12 protein-coding genes are annotated in these 16,596 nt (G+C 69.6%); 2 read left to right on the top strand and 10 right to left on the bottom strand.

All coding sequences use genetic code 11. From position 1 onward, the window contains the following. Positions 1-918 (top strand): M48 family metallopeptidase (locus tag ABZ656_RS48915; protein WP_360277880.1); only part of this gene is annotated, 918 nt, incomplete at its 5' end. Between the two features lie 140 nt (positions 919-1,058). On the opposite strand, the gene ABZ656_RS48920 is transcribed toward ABZ656_RS48915, so the two are convergent. The 5 genes from ABZ656_RS48920 to proB all read right to left on the bottom strand — a co-directional run bounded on the left by ABZ656_RS48920 (position 1,059) and on the right by proB (position 6,145). After that, positions 1,059-2,126 carry a hypothetical protein gene (locus ABZ656_RS48920; protein ID WP_101405203.1) on the bottom strand — a complete coding sequence of 356 codons (1,068 nt, stop codon included), beginning with the start codon at positions 2,124-2,126 and terminating at the stop codon, positions 1,059-1,061. 143 nt (positions 2,127-2,269) lie between these two features. Further along, positions 2,270-2,920: a hypothetical protein gene (locus tag ABZ656_RS48925; protein ID WP_101405202.1), complete on the bottom strand. Its 651-nt coding sequence runs from the start codon at positions 2,918-2,920 to the stop codon at positions 2,270-2,272. A gap of 62 nt (positions 2,921-2,982) precedes the next feature. After that, on the bottom strand, positions 2,983-4,269 hold the full coding sequence (locus ABZ656_RS48930) for a glutamate-5-semialdehyde dehydrogenase (RefSeq protein ID WP_101405201.1): 1,287 nt from the start codon (positions 4,267-4,269) through the stop codon (positions 2,983-2,985). A 61-nt stretch (positions 4,270-4,330) separates the two neighbouring features. Beyond that, complete coding sequence (locus ABZ656_RS48935) at positions 4,331-4,819, bottom strand: hypothetical protein (protein ID WP_101405200.1); 489 nt, start codon at positions 4,817-4,819, stop codon at positions 4,331-4,333. Positions 4,820-5,038: 219 nt separating this feature from the next. After that, entirely contained in the window at positions 5,039-6,145 is a 1,107-nt protein-coding gene (gene proB / locus ABZ656_RS48940; RefSeq protein ID WP_101405199.1) for a glutamate 5-kinase, read from the bottom strand. A 280-nt stretch (positions 6,146-6,425) separates the two neighbouring features. Here proB and ABZ656_RS48945 point away from each other — a divergent pair, with 280 nt between their 5' ends. After that, complete coding sequence (locus ABZ656_RS48945; protein ID WP_360277886.1) at positions 6,426-7,826, top strand: polysaccharide pyruvyl transferase family protein; 1,401 nt, start codon at positions 6,426-6,428, stop codon at positions 7,824-7,826. A 165-nt stretch (positions 7,827-7,991) separates the two neighbouring features. Here ABZ656_RS48945 and ABZ656_RS48950 read toward each other — a convergent pair whose 3' ends face one another. From ABZ656_RS48950 to ABZ656_RS48970, 5 genes are all read right to left on the bottom strand, one after another. After that, positions 7,992-9,197, bottom strand: a complete 1,206-nt coding sequence (locus ABZ656_RS48950) for a glycosyltransferase family 2 protein (protein ID WP_101405197.1) — start codon at positions 9,195-9,197, stop codon at positions 7,992-7,994. Positions 9,198-9,410: 213 nt separating this feature from the next. Next, positions 9,411-11,513: a hypothetical protein gene (locus ABZ656_RS48955; protein ID WP_360277889.1), complete on the bottom strand. Its 2,103-nt coding sequence runs from the start codon at positions 11,511-11,513 to the stop codon at positions 9,411-9,413. 174 nt (positions 11,514-11,687) lie between these two features. After that, a complete protein-coding gene (locus ABZ656_RS48960; protein WP_101405195.1) occupies positions 11,688-13,187 on the bottom strand; it encodes a bifunctional cytidylyltransferase/SDR family oxidoreductase in 1,500 nt (499 codons plus the stop codon). A gap of 193 nt (positions 13,188-13,380) precedes the next feature. Beyond that, positions 13,381-14,622 (bottom strand): hypothetical protein, encoded by a 1,242-nt coding sequence (locus ABZ656_RS48965; protein WP_360277892.1) that lies wholly within the window; start codon positions 14,620-14,622, stop codon positions 13,381-13,383. 186 nt (positions 14,623-14,808) lie between these two features. Next, complete coding sequence (locus ABZ656_RS48970; protein WP_360277895.1) at positions 14,809-16,359, bottom strand: alkaline phosphatase D family protein; 1,551 nt, start codon at positions 16,357-16,359, stop codon at positions 14,809-14,811. Positions 16,360-16,596 lie beyond the last annotated feature (237 nt).

Below are 16,596 nucleotides of genomic sequence, written 5' to 3' on the forward strand. Positions count from 1 at the left end.
GCACAGTTCGCGCACCTCAACACCATGCTGCGGGACGCCTGCCACATCCTGGACCTGGAGAAGGTCCCGCCGATGTACGTCGCCCAGGACCCGCAGCCGAACGCGATGTGCATCGGCCTGGACGAGCCGATCATCGTCGTGACGACCGGGCTCGTCGAGCTGCTGGACGAGGAGGAGATGCGGGCCGTCGTCGGGCACGAGGTCGGCCACGCGCTCTCCGGCCACGCCGTCTACCGCACGATCCTGCTCTTCCTGACCAATCTGGCGCTCCGGGTGGCCTGGATCCCCCTGGGCAACATCGCGATCATGGCGATCGTGACCGCGCTGCGCGAGTGGTTCCGCAAGTCGGAGCTGTCGGCCGACCGGGCGGGGCTCCTCGTCGGGCAGGACCTGAAGGCCTCGATGCGCGGCCTGATGAAGCTCGCGGGAGGCAATCACCTGCACGAGATGAACGTGGACGCGTTCCTCGAGCAGGCCGAGGAGTACGAAGCCGGGGGCGACCTGCGCGACTCCGTGCTCAAGATCCTCAACACCCTCCCCCGCACGCACCCCTTCACCACCGTGCGGGCCGCCGAGCTGAAGAAGTGGGCCGAGTCCCGCGACTACCAGCGGATCATGGACGGTCACTATCCGCGGCGCACCGAGGACAAGGAGACCTCGGTCTCGGACTCCTTCCGGCAGTCGGCGGCGAGCTACGCCACGGACGTCAAGAACTCCAAGGACCCGCTGATGAAACTGGTCAGCGACATCGCGGGGGGCGCGGGTGACCTCGGCGGGCGGGTGCGGCGCGGGTTCGGGGGCTTCGCCGGCGGCACTCCGAAGGACCAGACCGCCCCCAACGACCGGACCGCCCCCGAGGACCGGACCTCGCCGAAGGACCAGCCGCCCCGGGACAGCACCCCCGAGGACGACGACTGACGCGCACGGGAACCGGGGACGCGACGGTCACGGTCAGACCCTCGGCCGGCAGAACCTCGGCTGCTGTCGGACCTTCGGCTGTCAGACCTGGGCTGTCAGACCTTCGGCTGTCGGACCTTCGGCTGTCAGACCTTCGGCTGTCAGACCTTGGGCTGCGAGCTCGTCGCCAGTGAGCCGCACAGTGCCGTCGCGCTGCCCGTCGCATACGGGTCGGTGCCTGCCGGGCCGCCCGCCTTCGCCGTCTGGCCGGCGAGCAGCGGGTGCAGATGGGTCACCGAGTCCTCGGAGCAGGCGAGCGGCCCGGCCTGGACGTAGGAGACGACCAGCTCGGCCTGGTGCATGCGCAGGTCGTCGCGGTCGAAGCGGAACTGCAGCTCGCGCCGGACGGTGAACAGCGAGGCCTTCGCCTTGGGGTCCGAGCCGGCCGGCTTCAGGGCGTACACGAAGGTGTGGTCGGCGACGACCTCAAGGGTGCTGGAGTCGAACTCGGCGGCCTGAAGGGTGCCCTGCACCCTGATCCTGGAGTCGGCGAGCTGGGCGCGGGTGGGGTCGAAGCGGACCAGCCAGCCGGTGGGCGCGTGCCGGCCGTCGGCGGCCGGGTGGTCGAAGCTCTGGTCGAACTGGTCGAGCTGCTGTGGGGCGAGCAGGATCCGCACGGGCCGGTTGGTGACGCCCCTGAGCACCTCCGGGTCGAGCGAGGACTTCACGAGGTAGTCCTTGGCAGTGGTCAGGGCGGCCACGACCTGGCTGTCGGAGAAGTGCGCGGTGCGCCGGTAGGCGGGCAGCGCGATGCCGTCGGCACCGACGGCGAACTGGGCGGCCGGGCTGTGCGCGTACAGCTCCTCGGCGCTCGCGGCCCCCGGCACGGCGGTCTGGGGCGCGAGGGGTATGACGGTCATCCGCAGCGGTTCGGGGGACTGGGCGGCCGGGGTCTGGTACGGGTGCCGCACGCCCATGTAGATCGCGGTGCCGAAGGCGACGGCGATCAGCAGGACCAGTATCAGCGCCTGCCGTGGCAGACCGCGCTGGAGGGTGGGGCGGCGGCGTACGGCCGGGGCGTGGTCGGCCATCCGCTCCTGCGCGGAGAACTCCTGGAGGCGGGCAGCACGGACGAACGACTCGTCGAAGACGACGGATCGGTATTCGTCCTCTCCACCAGCGGGAGCGCCCTCGGGTGTCCCCTCAGGTGGGTCTCCAGGCCCGCCCATACCTTCAGGGTAGGTCTCCGGGGGCTCAGGTAAACGCCGTGGTACACGACAACTTCTGACAGGTTCTCACCAGGATCGCCAGGCATCGCCGGGATCGCCAGGGTGTTCGAATGGCCTCAGGGGCGGCGCGGGCGCCTTGGCTGTCAGGGCGTTCGGGGGAACGCCGACACGGCCGGGTGGGAGTAGTCGGCCGAAGCGGAGGGGCCGGTGCCGGTGACCTTGTCCTGGCCTTGTTCGAGGCCCGTGGACGCGGGTGACGGAACTTGGTCCTGGCGGCCCGAGGAGGCCCCCCGGTAGACCGCTGTGAAGGCCAGGGCGACCATGCCGACGCCCATCACCAGGGCGAGCACCCAGGCGACGGGGCGGTGCCAGCGGGCCTGCTTCCCGTAGGCCCTGCCATATCTGCCGTACGAGCCCGGCGCTCCGTAGCGGCCTTCGAGGATCTCGGTGTCGTCGAGGTCGTCCAGGTCCGGGTCATGGCCGTAATCGCCAGGGCCGTCCGGCCCGAACCCGTCCTCGTAGCGCTCGTCGTCGCCGCGGGCACCCCGGGAGTGCGCCCGGCGCGCCTCGGCCTCTGAGGCCTCCGCGCGGGCCTGCGCGGCTGCTAGGAGGCGTTCGACGGCGGTCGGCTCATGGATCACCGCCGCACGTACGAAGTCCTCGTCGAAGACCACGGCGGCGAACTCTTCGTCCGCACCCCCGCGGTCGCGGTCGTCGTCGGGCTCCCAGCCGTCAGGGAACGGCGTGCCCCCCACGTCCTCCGGCACGGATCCAGAGTAGACCTGGGGGGTCATTTTGGGCAGACGGTATGGAAATTCATCCGCCTGACGAGACGCGGCTCACGCGGAGCGCGGACTCAGCGCCGGATGTGTCCGTCACCCGTGACGATGTACTTGGTGCTCGTCAGCTCCGGCAGCCCCATCGGCCCCCGCGCGTGCAGCTTCTGCGTGGAGATGCCGATCTCGGCGCCGAAGCCGAACTGGCCGCCGTCGGTGAAGCGGGTCGAGGCGTTCACGGCGACCGTGGTGGAGTCCACCAGTTGGGTGAAGCGGCGAGCGGCCTGCTGCGAGGTGGTGACGATGGCCTCGGTGTGGCCGGAGGTCCACAGGCGGATGTGTTCGACGGCCCGGTCGAGCGAGTCGACGACGGCGGCGGCGATGTCGTACGAGAGGTATTCGGTCTCCCAGTCCTCGGGCGTGGCCTCGACGACGGTGGCCTTGGAGTCCTTGGCGTAGGCGAGGACGCGCTCGTCGGCGTGCACGGTGACCCCGGCGTCCGCGAGGGCGTCCAGGGCGCGCGGCAGGAACTCGGGGGCGATGTCCTGGTGCACGAGGAGCGTCTCGGCGGAGTTGCAGACGCTGGGCCGCTGCGCCTTGGAGTTGATCAGGATGTCGATCGCCATGTCGAGGTCGGCGTTCGCGTCGACGTACACATGGCAGTTGCCCGTGCCGGTCTCGATGACGGGGACGGTGGACTCCTGGACGACCGTGCGGATCAGCGAGGCGCCACCGCGCGGGATGAGGACATCGACCAGGCCGCGGGCGCGCATCAGCTCGCGCACGGACTCGCGGCTCTCGCCGGGCACCAGCTGGATGGCGTCGGCGGGGAGCCCGGCGCCGCCCACGGCGTCGCGCAGGACGCGGACGAGGGCGGTGTTCGACTCGAAGGCCGAGGAGGAACCGCGCAGCAGGACGGCGTTGCCGGACTTCAGGCAGAGGGCGGCCGCGTCGACGGTGACGTTCGGGCGGGCCTCGTAGATGATCCCGACGACGCCGAGCGGGACGCGGACCTGGCGCAGGTCGATGCCGTTCGGAAGGGTCGAGCCGCGCACGACCTCGCCGACCGGGTCGGGCAGCGAGACGACGTCCCGCACGTCCGAGGCGATGGCACGCACGCGCTCGGGCGTGAGCGTGAGCCGGTCGATGACGGTCTCGCTGGTGCCGGCCTCGCGGGCGCGCGCGATGTCCTTGGCGTTGGCCGCGACGATCTCGCTCGTACGGACCTCCAGCGCGTCTGCGATCGCGAGCAGCGCGTCGTCCTTCTCGGCCCGCGGCAGGGGTGCGAGATCGGCGGCGGCAGCCTTGGCGCGGTAGGCGGCCTGGGTGACCGGGGACATCGAGTCGTACGGCGAGAGCGTGGTCATATCGGAAGGGTAGTGCGCCGGACGGAGCCGTCCAGCGGCTGTCCCACACCCCGAGACAGGGTCAAAAGGGATGGACTCCGACCGGAGTGGCCGGAAGTGGCCCATACCCCTCCGAGATCCGCTGGTGGTACGTCTCGCGGTCGATGACCTCCAGGCCGACGATCTCCCAGGGCGGGAGCTTGGCGGTCTGGCGGTGCTCACCCCACAGGCGCAGGGCGACGGCCGCCGCGTCGTGCAGGTCGCGGGCCTCTTCCCAGTAGCGGATCTCCGCATGGTCGTTGGCGTAGCGGCTGGTCAGCAGAAACGGGTGGTCGTGGGCCAGCTGTTCGAGGGCGCGCCTGACCTCCTTCAGCGGGGCCTCGCCGCCTGAGACGCTCAGCGTGACGTGCCACAGCCGGGGCTGGCCGGCCGGCTTCTCGCCCTGGTAGGTGTCACCGGCCGCGACACTCGTCAGGGCCCGCTCCTCGCCCGCCGCGCGGGAAGCCGGACCACCCGCCCGGGAGGCGGCACCGCCGCGGGACGCCGCCGCCCCAGGGCGCACTCGTCTCACGACGGCCTCCTTTTCGCAATGGTTCGCAATGGTCCGCAATGGTCCGCAATGGTCGGTCGTACTGCATCGGGCTGCATCGGGGTCTCCCCGCAACAAAGTTGAGCAGGTGGGGAGCCGCCGTGTGGCGCTTTTACACAACGTCCCCCGGCGGGGGCCTCGGAATCGGCCTTTTACGGGTGTACTGGACAGCTGTTTCGGAGGTCGTGCGGAACGGGCGTCTTACGGATGCAGGAGCACGAGGTCGTCCCTGTGTACGACCTCGCGCTCGTACTCCGGGCCCAGCTCGCGGGCCAGCTCGCGGGTCGAGCGCCCGATGAGCTGGGGGATCTCCTTGGCGTCGAAGTTCACCAGGCCCCGTGCGACCGCCCGCCCCGCGCCGTCACGCAGCTCGACGGGGTCGCCCGCGGTGAAGTCGCCCTCGACTGCCGCGATACCCGCCGGCAGCAGCGAGGTGCGCCGGTCGACGACGGCGCGCACGGCCCCGTCGTCCAGGACGAGCGCGCCCTGCGGGGTCGAGGCGTGCTGCAGCCACAGCAGCCGGTCGGCGGAGCGCTTGCCGGTGGGGTGGAAGTACGTGCCTGTGTCCCCGCCCGCGAGGGCCTCGGCGGCGTGTACGGCGGAGGTGAGCACCACGGGGATGCCCGCGGCCGCCGCGATCCGGGCCGCCTCGACCTTGGTGACCATGCCGCCGGTGCCGACGCCCGCCTTGCCCGCGCTGCCGATGTCGACGTGCGCGAGGTCCCGCGGCTCGCGGACCTCCGCTATCCGCGAGGTGCCCGGCTTGCTGGGGTCGCCGTCGTACACGCCGTCCACGTCGGAGAGCAGGACCAGCAGGTCGGCCCGTACGAGGTGGGCGACGAGCGCGGCGAGCCGGTCGTTGTCGCCGAAGCGGATCTCGTCCGTGGCGACGGTGTCGTTCTCGTTGACGACCGGCAGGGCGCCCATCGCGAGGAGCTTGTCGAGGGTGCGGGCGGCGTTGCGGTGGTGGGCACGCCGGCTGGTGTCGTCGGAGGTGAGGAGCACCTGGCCGACACGGATGCCGTGGCGGGCGCAGGAGGCGGTGTAGCGGGCGACCAGGAGGCCCTGGCCCACGCTGGCGGCGGCCTGCTGCCGGGCCAGGTCCTTGGGGCGGCGGCGCAGCCCGAGCGGGGCGAGGCCGGCCGCGATGGCACCGGACGAGACGAGGACGATCTCCTTCTCGCCGCCGCTGCGGTGCTTGGAGAGGACGTCGACGAGCGCGTCGACACGGTCCGCGTCGAGTCCGCCCGCGGCCGTGGTCAGCGACGAGGAACCCACCTTGACGACGATCCTGTGTGCCCCGGCCACGGCCTGCCTCGCCCTTGCCACCTGGCCTGCCATGTGCCCAGTCACCTGCCCTGCCACCTGCGGTGTGTCCCCTCGCGTCGGTCCCGCCCGGCAATCTACGCGAAGGGGCGGGGGTGGCGCCCGCCGGTCCAGCCTGCGGACGGCACCCCGCCCCCATGATCACCGCGGCGTAGCCGCTCGATCACGTCCCGCGTATGCAAAAAAGGTTGTGCGGGTTCCTCATAGAACTTAAAGATGACGCAAAGATAAGTTGACCAACGTGGCATCTAATGTTCATCCGGTGAAGCGCATACTCCTGAGATCAGGGAAGAGCCCGTACGACGTCGTCCCTGTGGAGCAGGCTCTCCATCAGGACGTCATCGCCACCAACGCGGGAAACCTGATCTTCAGCGACGCCGCGCACAAGATCCTCGAGACACCTCGCGCCGAGGTCGTGTCGAACGGCATCCGTACCAACGTCGCCGCCGCGGGCCGCATCAACGAGGAGTACGACGCCTTCGTCGTTCCGCTGGCCAACGCGTTCCGGCCCTCGTTCGAGCCCCAGCTCAGGCGGCTGACGCAGCTCATCAGCAAGCTGAAGATCCCGGTGGTCGTACCGGGCATCGGCGCGCAGACCGGTCTGGACTACAACCCGGCCAGGCTGAAGCCCATGGAACCGGCCGTCCGGGAGTTCGTCACCGCGGTGCTCGAGCGCAGCGCGTCCATCGGGGTGCGCGGCGAGTTCACCGAGCGGTACCTGAAGGACATGGGCTTCCGTGACGTCGAGGTCATCGGCTGCCCGTCGATGTTCATGTACGGCAGGGAGCTCGACGTACGCAAGAACGCGCCCGCGCTCGGTCCCGAGTCCCGGGTCGCGATCAACGGCTCGCACAGCGCGGTGAAGTCGCAGGGCCTGGACCGGGTCATCCGCCGGGCGCACGCCCGCTATCCCCACCTGCGGTTCGTCGGACAGAACCTCAGCGACGCCCGCCAGCTGCACTGGCGCGACCTGTCGGATCCGAACGGTTCCGTCACCGCGATGCCCACGCACCCGGATCACCCGATGTACCGCGAGGACAAGGTCCGTGTGTACGTCGACCCCGTGACCTGGATCGACGACCTGCGGGACTTCGACTTCTCGTTCGGCTCCCGCATCCACGGCAATATCGCGGCGCTGCTGGCCGGTACGCCCGCGACCGTGCTCTGCGGCGACTCGCGCACCCTGGAGCTGTGCCGCTACTTCGGCATCCCGCACCGCAGGATCAACGCGCTGCCGGAGGACCTCGACCCGGCCGAGCTGTACGCGGAGGCGGACTTCGGCGCGCTCACGGGCGGCCACCAGGAGCGCTTCGACCGCTTCATGGGCTTCCTTGAGCGCAACGGCCTGGAGAACACGTTCACGCACGGCGACGGGGGCGCGGCCCATGAGAAGCGGCTGCGCTCGCTCTCCTTCCCGGCCGGCGTCCGCCCCTGGAACGACGCCGACGTCGCCTCGCTGACCAGCAGGTTCGGCTGGCTCCAGACCCGTATCGGCGAACTGTCCACGGACAACGCGAAGCTCAAGCGCGAACTCGACAAGGCCCGCAAGACCGCCGTGAAGCCGGCGGCCGCGGCGACTGCGCCGCAGCGCTCCGTCTATCGCATGGCCCGGCGAGCGGTGGGGCGCCCGCTGCGGAAGGCTCTGCAGTCGGGTCGCCAGTAGCCCTTGCTGACCTTGGCCACACCCCACCGGCCTTGACCAGACCCCACCGGCCTTGAGCAAGCCCTCACGGGCCTTGAGCAAGCCCTCATAGGCGGCCCTTGATGGCCAGGCGGTTCACCGAACGCCCGTTCCATAGCCCTCCGGGCCGCGGAACGGGCGTCTTCGTCAGCCCGCGCGGCGCGGTCCGAGGACCTTGCGCGCCATCTTGCGGGCGGTGCGCATGCCCGGGAAGTGGGCGGCGGGGGCGAACTTGAAGCTCTCGATGGTGACCGTCTCGCGGGAGGTCGGGATGAACCAGCTGTCCGGGAGCGGCGCCGACTTGTCCCGGAAGTGCGGGTAGGCCAGGTAGGCCTTGCGGCTGCGCGGGTCCACGTGGAGGGTGGGCGCCTTCTTCTTCTTGATGAAGTCCAGGACGTCCACCAGCAGGTCGCCCCGGCCCTGACCGGCGAGGTTCACCCGGAGCCGCTCGTTGACCTTGAGGCGGTTCGCGACCCCCTCGGTCCAGTACGCGTCGATCAGCGGCTTGGCCAGCACGAGCTTGTTCTGTCTGACCTCCTCGTCGTCTCTGAGGAAGACGGGGCCGAACTGCGGCAGCAGCGTGACGAGGAAGGGGCGGACCATCAGGCCGTCGCGGCGCTTGCCCGCGGGCACGTGCTCGGCGATCAGGCCCATCAGGGCGCGGGCGGAGTCGAAGCGCAGGGTGTAGCTGCCGCTCTTGGTGACGTGCTTTCCGTCGTCGCGGCCGACGAGGTAGTAGCAGTCGTAGTCGGCGACCACGGAGACGCCGTCGGCGCGGAGGTAGGCCTCCATGGTGAAGAGGGCGTCCTCGCCGGTCTTCAGCGACTCGTCGAAGTGCATGTCGTGCCGGGTGAGCAGCTCGCGCCGGAAGAGCTTCTGCGCGCTGAGCGTGAACTTGATCTGCGAGGAGAAGACGTCCGTGCGGGGCTGGTTCTTGCCCCACATCGACTTGGGGGCGTTGCGGTTGACGCCGATGACCTTGCCGAGCACGACGTCCGTGCCGTGCTCGTCGGCCATGGCGACCATGCGCTCCAGGGCCTCGGGGCCGAAGTAGTCGTCGGCGTCGAGGAAGAAGACGTACCGGCCGCGGGCCTTGTCGAGGCCGACGTTGCGCGGTCCGCTGGGGCCGCCGGAGTTGGCCTGCCGGATCACCGTGACGGCCATGGCCGCACGCTCCGCGAACTCCTCGAGGTACTCGCCGGTGCCGTCCTTCGACCCGTCGTCGACGGCGATGACCTCGATACGAGCGGGGTCGAGTGTCTGGGCCTCGACCGACTCCAGGCACTTGACCAGGTAGGGCATGGCCTCGTACGCCCCGATGATCACGCTCACATCAGGCTGCGTCACGGTCACGTTTCTCCATTGTCATCCGAACATTTCCCCCGTATCAGCTCAAGGGCTACCTCAAAGACGGTTGAAAGCACGAAGAGGTTGCCTCGCCGGACCCCAAATGTGATGCGGTTCACAGGTTTATGGGGAACGGGAAAGGGTCCGGGCCCGAGGATGCTCCTCGGGGCCGGACCCTTTCGCTGACTGCTCGGAGAGGTGACTGCTCGGAGAGGTGGATCAGCCCTTGACGGCCGCGCCGCCCGTCTCGTCCGCCGAGGCCTTCCGCTGCCCGGGAACTCCGTTCGCCAGCTCCACGGCGGCGGCCGACGCACCGGTCTCCTGACCGAGGTTGCGCGCCCGGGACTTCTTCGCGAGGTCGCGCACCGCGGTGTTGAACTGGTCGATCGACGCCGGCTCGTCGGGGCCGAGCAGGTACTCCTTCAGCTCCCGGCGGTCGGCGGCGAGCGCGTCCGCGGACGGGTCGGTGACCTCGGCGAGCAGCTCGCCCAGCTCACTCGCCGAGTTCGACAGGATCACGGCGGCACGCACCGCGGTGTTCTGTCGCTTGAACTCCTCGACGCCCAGCTCCGCGGAATCCGTGACCGCGTACGGCTTGCCGCTCGCGATGAAGTCGGAGACCACGGACGAGATGTCGGAGACCATCGCGTCGGAGACGTTGAAGCAGTCGTACAGCCGCGGCTCGGCACCCGTGATGACCCGGTGCTCCCAGCTGCCGAAGGAGCGCCAGTAGGCGTCGTTCCACTCGGCGCGCAGCAGGGCGACCTCGGCGTGCGCGGCCGTGTCGACCAGGCCGTCGCGGGTGGCCTCGGCCTCGTCACCGCTCTCGGTGACACCGGTCAGCTTCTCGATGCGGGCCTCGATGCGGGCCAGCTCCGCCTTGGCCGCGGACTGGGCCGTCGCGTCGACGGTGAAGCGCGGGTCGGCGGCGCGCTCGGCGGCCGCCTTCTCGACCAGCGCGACGATCTTCTCGTGCGCGGTCTTGGCCTGCGGGCTGCGGGTGCCGGTGAACGGGTGCGGCTTGTAGAGGACGCGGACCGGCTGCTCGGCCTTCAGCAGCGCGCGCACGATGTTGGCGCCCGCCAGCAGGATCGAGGTGTTGCCCGGGTTGTCGTCCCAGCCCTCCCAGGTGGGGGCGTACAGGATCGTGGGGATACGTCCCTCGGGCACGCCCTGCCAGGTCTGGATCGGGGCGAGCTGCGGGCGGCCGACCTCCGCTATGTCGTCGTCGCGGACTCCGACGTCGGCGATGGCGTATCGGTCGCGGCCCGCGCGGCCGGCGGTCCACACCTCGTCGTACGCCTTGCTGAACGGGTTGACGCTGGCCAGCTTGTCGCTGTCGCCATGGCCGATGAAGACGTGCTTCATGGTCGGCACGCGCAGCATGTGGATGTTCTTGCCGACGTTCGCCGCGTACAGCGCGACGCGCACCGTGGACAGGTCCATGTTCATCAGGTGCACCCCTCCGGGCACGCAGATGACCGGCACCGTGGTGGGCGCCATGCGCTCCAGGATGGCGCGCTCGCGCAGGATGATCAGCGGCCGGGTGTCCAGCTGCTCCATCGTCTCCAGCCACATGTTGACCTGGTACGCCGAGTCCTTGGAGCCCGAGAAGTACAGCACCGTCTCCGGGCGGTACTCGCCCAGCCAGCCGTCCACCGCCGCCAGGACCGTGTCCGCGTTCGGCGGGGTCTTCTTGCCGCGGATGTACGGGACGAGCGCGACGACGTAGACGAACGCCAGCACCAGCGTGGCCGCGATGCCCACGAAGCCGTACACATTGGTGTCGGTGGCCCCGGTGACGAGGACGCCGACGACGGCCAGCAGGTCGAGGTGGAGCATCTTCTCGGCGGCCCGGTCGAGCAGGGTGCGCGGCGGTGCGTCCGGGATGCGGATGCGCGAGGCCAGGTCGACGTTGCGGGTGGCGACCGGCATCTTGCGGCGCAGCCGGATCATGGCGATCAGCGCGCTGTGCGGGGCCTGGAAGCCGTAGAAGGCGAGGAAACACGCGATCGCCGCGTAGAAGACCATGCTGTCGGACAGGTCCAGGCGCGCGAGCAGCAGGACCAGCAGCAGCTGTCGGATCAGGAACCTGATGGACAGACCGGCGCGCACCTTGCTGAGGCGGTTGATCAGATAGCTGCCGCGCCGGTGCAGATAGTGGTCCGCCAGGTACGTCACAGCGGCCGCGGCGGCGAAGGCACCGACGCTCGGGAGAAGCGCGGCCAGCATCAGGCAGGGGAAGCCCAGCATCATGAGGGCCGCCGCGGCCAACTCGGCCGCACTGCCCACCCGGGCAACGCGTATAGCGGTGGATATCACGGATAAACCTGCTCTTGAGGGGTGTGTGCCGGTTTTGTTACTGCTTGATTAACGAAAAGGGCCTTGCGGGCGATCGCGGACAATCCGGGAATTTTACGGACTCAGGCCTCTGTGAATACGCGGCAAACGCGCAGACTCAGAGGCCTGAATTACAAGAAAACTAATGGGTGTTAATTATGCCACGCCGTCCTGACGGTCCAGCACGCTGGCCAGCGCCGCTTCGAATCCGGAGGCTCGTCCGGCGCCGGCGGTCGGGTCCTGCTGGCGTACGTCGATGACGTGACCGGTCATTTCGGACAGGAGGACGTCGAGCGAGGTGCGCGCGACCGCCTCGGAGGAAAGCAGCGAGCCCGCGGGCTCCTGGCCGAAGGCCTTGGTGCGCATCGGGGTCGCGGTGCGCTCGGGGTTGATGCAGTTGACGCGGATGCCGTCGCCGGCCCACTCGTCGGACAGCGCCTGGGTGAGGTTCACCATGGCGGCCTTGGTGGAGGAGTAGAGGCTGTACTCGGCGCGGCCGCGGGTGTAGCTGCTGGAGGTGTAGAGCAGCAGCTGGCCGTTGGTCTCGGCGAGGTACTTGTACGCGGAGCGGGCGATCTGCACCGGGGCCAGGTAGTTGACCTTCAGCGCTTCCTCGATCGTCGCGTTGTCCGTCTCCGCGAGCTTGCCTATGCGCAGCACCCCGGCGGTGTTGATGACGTAGTCGATGCGCCCGGTCTCGGCGTACGCCGTGGACAGCGCGTCGTCGACCTCCTCCGGGTTCTCGACGTGGGTGCCGGTGGTCGAGCGGCCGAGCGCGTAGGTCGTCGCGCCGTAGCCCTCGGCGAGTTCGGCTATGTCCTTGCCGATGCCGTACGAACCGCCGAAGACCACCACGGTCTTGCCGCTGAGCAGCTCGCGGTAGGCGGCCTCGTCGGCCTGCTCGGGGGCGGCGGTGGAGGCCAGCTGGAAGAGCTTGTCGGCGATGAAGACGTCGACGGGCTGGGTGACCTTCATGTTGTACTCGTCGCCCGCGACGACGTGGATCGGCACGTCCGGCAGGTACTTGAGGACCACCGAGCAGTCGTCGGTGGCCTGGAAGTTGGGGTCACCTGCCGCGACCTCGTAGGCGCGGCGGATCGTGGACAGCTTGAACGCCTGGGGCGTCTGGCCGCGGCGCAGCCGGGAGCGGTCCGGGATCTCGGTGATGAACTCGCCGTCCTCGCCGTGGGTGCGGGTCACGATGATCGTGTCCGCGGAGGGGATGGCGACGTCGACGGCCTGGTAACGCTCCAGGGCCGTGACGCAGTCGTCTATGACGCGCTCGGACAGCAGCGGGCGCACGGCGTCGTGGAAGAGGACGTTGGCGTCCTCGCCCTCGGCCAGACCCTCGCCGAGCGCGGCGATCGCGCGCTCGGTGGTCTCGTTCCGCGTCGAGCCGCCCTCGATCACCTTGGTGACCTTCTTCAGCCCCGCCTTCGCGACGATCTTCTCGACGTCCGGCACATAGCCGGGAGCCATCAGCACGATGATGTCGTCGATCGACTCGGCCTGTTCGAAGGTGGTCAGCGTGTGCTCGATGACCGCCTTGCCTGCGATCTTCAGCAGCTGCTTCGGAATCGACAGACCCACGCGCTGACCGGTGCCGCCGGCCAGGATCACTGCGGTGGTACGGGGCTTGGCAAAGTGCTCAGACACAGGTGACCTACCTTGGGGCGACAGGGAACTTCGGAATGCTCCCACTTTCCGTTACTGCCATGCAAGGTGAGCGCCCTCTGCTGCTTATGCGCGCGCAACCGGCTATTCACCTTGCATGCAGGTGACTCCCGAGATCCAGAACCGTATTGTCCGGATTTGCTGTGAGTAACTGCACACGTTTTACGTGCGCTCTTCACTCCCGCTTCAGACGCTTGAGGACCCGGTGCCCGAGAACCCGCACGAGTTCCTTGGACGAGGTCTGGTGAACCGAGCGCGCGGGGACGGCGGGATGCGCGGGAGCCGCGGCAGCCACGGCGAGCGCCCCGTACAGCGCGTGGGCCGCCACCTCGGGATCGATCCGCGGCGGCCCCGTCTCCTCGGCGCTCGCGACGCTGGGTACGACGGACAGCGACGCCGGGTCACCGAGCACCCGTACACCCATGGCGGCGATCCGCTCGGCCGTCTCCGCGCCGATACCGGCGGCCGCCTCCAGTGCCCAGCGCGGCGTGGTGATCCGCGCGTCGTCCGGGGCCGGGCGACAGGCGTTCTTCATATGCATGACGGCGCCGCCCCGCACCATCTTGGAATACACCTCGTCGGGCAGTCCATTGCCGCGGAACTCCATATTGAGTTTCCGCAGCATTTCGGTCTCGGCGAGTGTGAGCGAGCGATTGACCGTGTCCGGCACCGGCACCGGCACCAGGAGACCGTCGGGCAGACCGAGGAGGGATTCGAAGGTGCGCATCAGACCGTCGCGGTCGCGGTCGTCTACCACCACGACGGTGACGTTCTCGGCGCCGACGACCCGTACCCAGCGCTCGACGAGCCGGTCGTGGCGGTGGCGGCGCCAGAAGCTCGGATTGGGCTTCTCGTACGGGGCCTTGCGCAGCATGTGTTCGAGCCAGTCCTCGTAGCCCATGCGCAGACCGTTCTGCACGTACTGCTGCCACTGCGAGGGCATGATCTTCCACAGCGGTCGCAGGGTGACCAGGACATGGACTCGGCCCTGGCCCCGGCCCTGGCCCCGGCCGAGGTCGTCGACGATCCGGGCGATGGCCTCGTCGTCGGGCGCGTCGGCGAAGAACTCGCTGCTGACCACCGAGGTGCGCCTGCCGGTGGCGTGCACCGCGTCGACGAGCCGCTTCCAGTGCCCCTCGGTGGGCTTGGCGTCGCCCATCATCCCGGGCCGGGCGCAGACCGCGAGGGCGGCTTCCATCGGGTGCCTGCTGTGGGCCGGAAAGTCGACGCCGCGCCCGGCCATCGCGTCCTTCGCGGCGAACAGGGCGCCCTGGATCGACGTGGTCCCGGTCTTGTGCGGGCCGATGTGCAGCAGCCGGGTGCCGGGGGGCAGCGGCGTGGGGGCGCTCTTCGGGGCGGTTTCGCCGGTCTCCGCCTCAGGGGACGCCGAGTCGTGATGCGTACAGTCGGTCTCCATGGTCAAGGGAGGTTAAATCTCTTACCTGAGCCTTACCTGAGAATGTCCTGGGACTCACATGAGTCCCAGGGTTCCCACGAGTTCTGTGAGTCTCATGAGTCCTGTGAGTCCCAGAGTTCTGTGAGCCCCAGAGTTCTGTGAGCCCCGTGAGTCCTGTGAGTCCTGTGAGTCCCAGAACAACGCCGCTCAGACCAGACGTACGCCCGGATTCCCCGCCTCGACCCGCAGCCGGGCCAGCGTGCTGGACGCGGCGTCCGGCCGCAGCACGGTCTCCGGGGCGCGGACGGTGGCGTCGATGCCCTCACGCCGGATGTCGAAGAGGTGGTAGCCGCGGTGGGCGTCGATGAACTTCCAGTGCGGGTTGTCCGGCATCCGCGGGTCCCACTCGTTGTGGAAGGCCACCTGGTCCTGGTCGCCGCCGCTGGAGATGGAGGTCCCGACGAACTCGGCGCCGACGACGTCGGACTCCGGGTCGGCGAAGTCCTTCTTGAGGTCGCTGATCATGGTGAGGTGACGGTCCCCGGTCAGCACGACGGGGTTGCGCACGGTGGCCAACTCCCCCATGAGCGCGTTGCGTTCGGCCTGGTATCCGTCCCAGGCGTCGTAGAACCAGAGCTTGCCGGGGCCGATCTGCAGATCGGTCTCGGCCATCATGATCTGCGAGGCGATCAGGTTCCAGCGCGTCGGTGAGTGGTGCAGCCCGCGCAGCAGCCAGGCCCTCTGCTCGGCGCCGAGCATGGTCATCGAGGGGTCCTCGGCGCCCGCCCGGGTGGTCGCCTGGTCACTGCGGAACTGCCGGGTGTCCAGGACGTTCAGCCGGACCAGCCGGCCGAAGTCGAGCCGTCGGTGCATCCGGATGTGCGGGCCGTTCGGCACCGCGGTCGCCCGGACCGGCATGTGCTCGTAGTACGCCTGGTAGGCGGCGGTCAGCCGGGCCACGAACGCGTCGTGCGACTGCTTGGCCGGGTCCTGCGGGATCTCCCCGGCGAAGTCGTTGTCGACCTCGTGGTCGTCGAAGGTGACCACCCAGGGCGCGGCGGCGTGCATCGCCATGAGGTGCGGATCGGTGCGGTACTGCGCGTAGCGGTTGCGGTACTGGACGAGGGTGTACGGCTCCCCGCCACCCTCGTGCCGGCGGACGGCCGTCGCCGACGGCGCGGACTCGTAGATGTAGTCGCCGACGAAGAGCACGAAGTCGGGGTCCTGGGCGAGCATGTCGGCGTACGGGGTGAAGTAGCCGTTCTGCCAGTTCTGGCAGGAGGCGAGCGCGACGCGCAGCGAACCACCGGAGCTGTGGGGGTGCGGGGCGGTGCGGGTGCGGCCGGTCGGCGAGAGCTGACCGTCGGCGCGGAAGCGGTACCAGTACGCGCGGTCGGGGCGCAGTCCGCGGACGTCGACGTGGACGCTGTGGCCGTACTCGGGCAGCGCCTGTGCGACGCCCCGCCGCACCGGCCTTCTGAAACGGGCGTCCTCGGCGATCTCCCACTCCACCGGTACCGCGCGGTCGGGCATGCCGCCGCCGTTCAGCGGGTCGGGGGCGAGCCTGGTCCACAGCACCACGGCGTCAGGCAGCGGGTCGCCGGAGGCGATGCCGAGGGTGAACACCCCGTCGGGCAGCGGGGGTTCGGCGGCACGGGCGGTGCCGGGCAGCCACAACCGGCCGGCCGCGGCGGCACCCAGGGCCGCGGCACCGGCGGTGAGAAAGCGGCGTCGATCGCGCGAGACGGTTCCGGTCATCGGTGAACTCCCCTGCGTCGGTGGCCCCTTGGACACCGGGAGGCTCACACGCCGCAGTGGCCCGCTCGCTGAACGGAGTTAATCAAGAGCATGACAAGAAGGTGAAGGGCGACCCGTCGTGGTGGGCGTGCCGCCGATTGTTCTCCCCCCGCCGCCCCTACCCGTCCCTACCTGGGCCACGACCACGGTCAACCTTGCCGCCTCGCTTGCCCTGCATGGCGGCCGTGTCCTGGTGAT

The organism is Streptomyces sp. NPDC007095, from assembly GCF_040634475.1.
Lineage (GTDB): Bacteria > Actinomycetota > Actinomycetes > Streptomycetales > Streptomycetaceae > Streptomyces.